The sequence below is a fragment of the Fulvivirga aurantia genome (assembly GCF_009711475.1).
Classification (GTDB): domain Bacteria; phylum Bacteroidota; class Bacteroidia; order Cytophagales; family Cyclobacteriaceae; genus Fulvivirga; species Fulvivirga aurantia.
On record NZ_SMMD01000540.1, the window covers coordinates 1 to 3,758 of the forward strand.

2 protein-coding genes are annotated in these 3,758 nt (G+C 39.1%); both read right to left on the reverse strand.

Features of this window, described 5'->3' with window-relative positions; translation table 11 throughout:
• Positions 1-20: 20 nt before the first annotated feature.
• Positions 21-1,034 (reverse strand): PorP/SprF family type IX secretion system membrane protein, encoded by a 1,014-nt coding sequence (locus tag E1176_RS04300; RefSeq protein ID WP_155209339.1) that lies wholly within the window; start codon positions 1,032-1,034, stop codon positions 21-23.
• A partial coding sequence (locus tag E1176_RS04305) for a putative Ig domain-containing protein (RefSeq protein WP_155209340.1) occupies positions 1,031-3,758 on the reverse strand: 2,728 nt, incomplete at its 5' end. The genes E1176_RS04300 and E1176_RS04305, both read right to left, overlap by 4 nt.

Consider the following 3,758-nt stretch of genomic DNA (forward strand, 5'->3'; position numbering starts at 1 on the left):
TTTTATTTTCATATTTAAGCCTACCAAAATTTCTGAGTCAGGTTATATTTATTAAAAACAGTAACCCCAATTACTACCTCATGACTATTAACGTTAAAATCAGTCAATTGGGATATAAATTTATCATACGAATAGTTTAACGAAAATTTGCCTTCAGATGTAAGTCCGAAAAGTAATGATACTCTTTTATCATGTTCGTAACCCGCACCTATATAAACAATCTTTTTAAACCTTACCCTGCTATTTAACATTACAGTTGGGTCAATTCCCTCGTAGTAAACACCAGCACCGGCCAGGTTCATTTCTATATTGGGTGAAATATCAAAGTTGTAACCCATCTGCATTCTAAATCTGGAATTACTCTGTTCTTGTAAAATGTTATCACTAGACACATTTTTTACAATCAGATTACTTGAAGAAAACCCCAAATAGAGCTTACTTGTATATATTACTGTCCCAAAATCTATGCCTAACTTGCCTTGCTGCCCTTCATTGCTACTCAGTAATGCCTGATAAAATTGGTCGTCTACCTCGTTTCTCAAGGTATAACCGCTGAAATCTACTTTTTGAAAAAGATAGCCCACCTGAGTGCCAAATGACCAATTTAATTTTTTGGAAATAGGCAGATGATAAGCGTAATTCAAGGCCAATTGAGTTGATTGGTATGGGCCTAACTTTCTAGTAGAAACTACTCCACCAAGGCCATGTTTTCTCCTAAGCTTTCTATTAGATGCTATTTTATTAAACATGCCAGGGTCGCTTATTCTCAAAGAATTACTTCTTATCATGTGCTTAAGCGGCTTATTGAGTGTACCAAAAGCACTTATATAAGCACTCGTATTATCGTCATCGAAATCATTCCAACCCTCTCTTACACCTGCCTTTAGGTCAAGAAAATCATCTATACCTGTAAATCCAGGATTGGTTGTCGGTAGGTTTACATAGTATTGAGAGTAGTCAAGCTGTTGAGCCAAAACCGATACTGAATAACCTAAAAAAGCGGTTACTAATATGATTGATTTACCTATTTTCATTTCAAAATCGTTACCGTGCCTTTGTATGTTCGCTTACCATTATTGAGGTCAATGGTGTAGAAATATGGCCCCACCGCCAGTACTTTACCACCTACCTTACCATCCCAGCTACAGTTTTGCGTCTGGCAGTTATATATTAGCGTACCATTTTGGTCAAAAATTGAAATATCAATATCAGAGTAAAACTGAAGGTTGCCGATATCCCAAATATCATTAACGCCATCGTTATTAGGAGTAAATGCATTAACTAAGTCTAGCTCCGGAAATACTTCGGTAATGTTAATTGCTCTTGACACTACATTACTACTCTCTAAAGCATCCATTACTATAATTTCAATTTGCTTATCTGATAAGGTGGCTGAACCACTTACAGGGCTACTAAACTTGATTTTTTCCAGCACACCTGTGTATTTAGCTTCAGAGCCCTCTCCTTCCACCGTCAGTATGCCTTGTGATTGGTCATAGGTTACGATTAACTCTGAGTCTGTTGACTGTTCTATATTCAGCAGATCACCACTTGTAAAATTCTCAGCTATGGAAATAATTGCACCGGTAATCAAATCATCATCATCATCATCTCTTATAGATAATTCACCTTCCTCAACAATATTTATTTCAGGATCGCCAAGGCTATACTCAAGTGGGGCGAGTACATCATTTTGACGACTCGTAATTATTCGAGGTGCATCGTTTACGCTTATTATCTCCACAGAAACCGTAGCAGTGTTTTCAGAACTTGAAAGGCCATCAAACCCCTGCCAGGTAAAACTATCTTCACCAAAGAAATTTAATGCTGGCAAGTAAACTAATTCATTCAGGTTCGTGGCTATAATTTCCTGACCAACCGTTACCTCCTGATCATTAAAATTCAATGTCCCGTTTAAAGGAAGACTTTCTATAAGTATAGACTCTAAAACATCACCTTGATCATCGATGAAATTATTTGCGAAGTCTTCAGTTGCAAAGTCATAACCGACATCTTCGTTTGTTGAAATTTCAAAACTCGTAACCACAGGTGGGTTGTTTATAATAAAAGTAAAATCCTGGTTGGTAGAAGCTCCATTCATGTCTGTAGCAACTATACTCACATTTTTATTCTGTGGTGCATTCACTGAAATTACCCCTGACAATCGTCCGTTACCATTTCCATAATCAGTAAAATTTAAATAACCTGGAAGCGTTGGCACTGAAAGTGACACATCATCACCAGCGTCAGGGTCTGAGGTAACAATTTCGTAAGTATAAGCATCACCAATCGCTACTTTTACTACAGGCTGAGACTCAAAAACCGGAGCATCATTTATGTTTGCAATAGTTATTTGAAAGCTTTGAGTTGCGGTAGCATTGCCTCCATCTGTGGCTATTAACGTGATATTTGCAATTCCGACATCTGCATTACCAGGAGTACCTGTGAGCTCAGCCGTTCCGTCCCCATTATTTGTTATAGAAAGCCATTGAGGTAAGTTATCCGCACTTATAACAGGTATGTCTCCCGCGTCTACATCTGAAGTTGTAATCGGATATGTATACAAATCATCTTGTTGACCTGTAGTGACGGGAGTACTTGTTATCTCTGGTGCATCATTTGTATTAACCACAGTAAGGTTAAAGTCCTGATTCACAGTAGCCCCTGCAACGTCTTGAGCCTGTAAAGAAATAGATATGACTCCAACATCTTCATTTAATGGCATACCAGAAAGAGTCGCTGTGCCGTCTGAATTATCTACAAAAGATAACCATGAAGGTATTGTATTTATCGAGATTGAGAGAGCATCTCCTGTGTCTTCATCACCCACCACGATGTTATAAGTATAGCTGTCATCTTCTAAAACTGTAGTAACCGGACTGCTCACAAACTGTGGAGCGTCATTGGTATTGTTTACAGTTAGTGTGAAATTCTGCTGTGTGGTTTGACCCGCCTGATCTGTTACCCGAAGTTTTATGGCATAACTACCAACATTTTCATTTACCGGTGTGCCGGAAAGAACAGCGGTACCATCTCCATTATCTGTAAAGCTGAGCCATGATGGTTTATCAATAATTACGATATCCAGGCTTTCTCCCACATCAGGGTCTGAGGTTTGAATTTGATAATCATAAAAATCATCTTCGTCTACTGATGTTATTGGCGAGCTTTCAAATACTGGAGGATCATTTGTATTGTCTACCACGATTTGAAAGTTTTCATTGTCTTGGGCGCCACTCGCATCAGTTACCCTAAGTGATACATTATGGGTACCTAAATCCGGGTTGCCGGGTGTACCAGCAAGTAAGGCGGTGCCATCACCATTGTCAGTTAAAGTAAGCCAACTCGGCAGTCCTGTAGGGGCCGTTATCGTAAGTACATCTCCTGCATCAGGATCTGTAGTTGTCATGTTGTAGCTATATTGCAATCCTTGTTGAGCTGTGGTTGGGGGTGTGCTGGTTATCACCGGAACGTCATTAGTATTGTTTACTACGACTGTAAACGATTGGTTGGCAAATGCACCCGCACCATCTTCAACTTTCAATACCACCTCGTTATTTCCAACATTGGCATTTAGAGGAGTACCGCTCAATAGCCCTGTACCATCACCATTGTCGACAAGACTCAACCAACCAGGTTTTGATAATGCTGTAATCTCTAAAACATCACCTGCATCAGGATCTGTTGTGGAGATATTATAACTGTAAGCGGTATCTTCATTTACAGAAGTTACCGGACTACTAGTAAAAGAAGGTGCA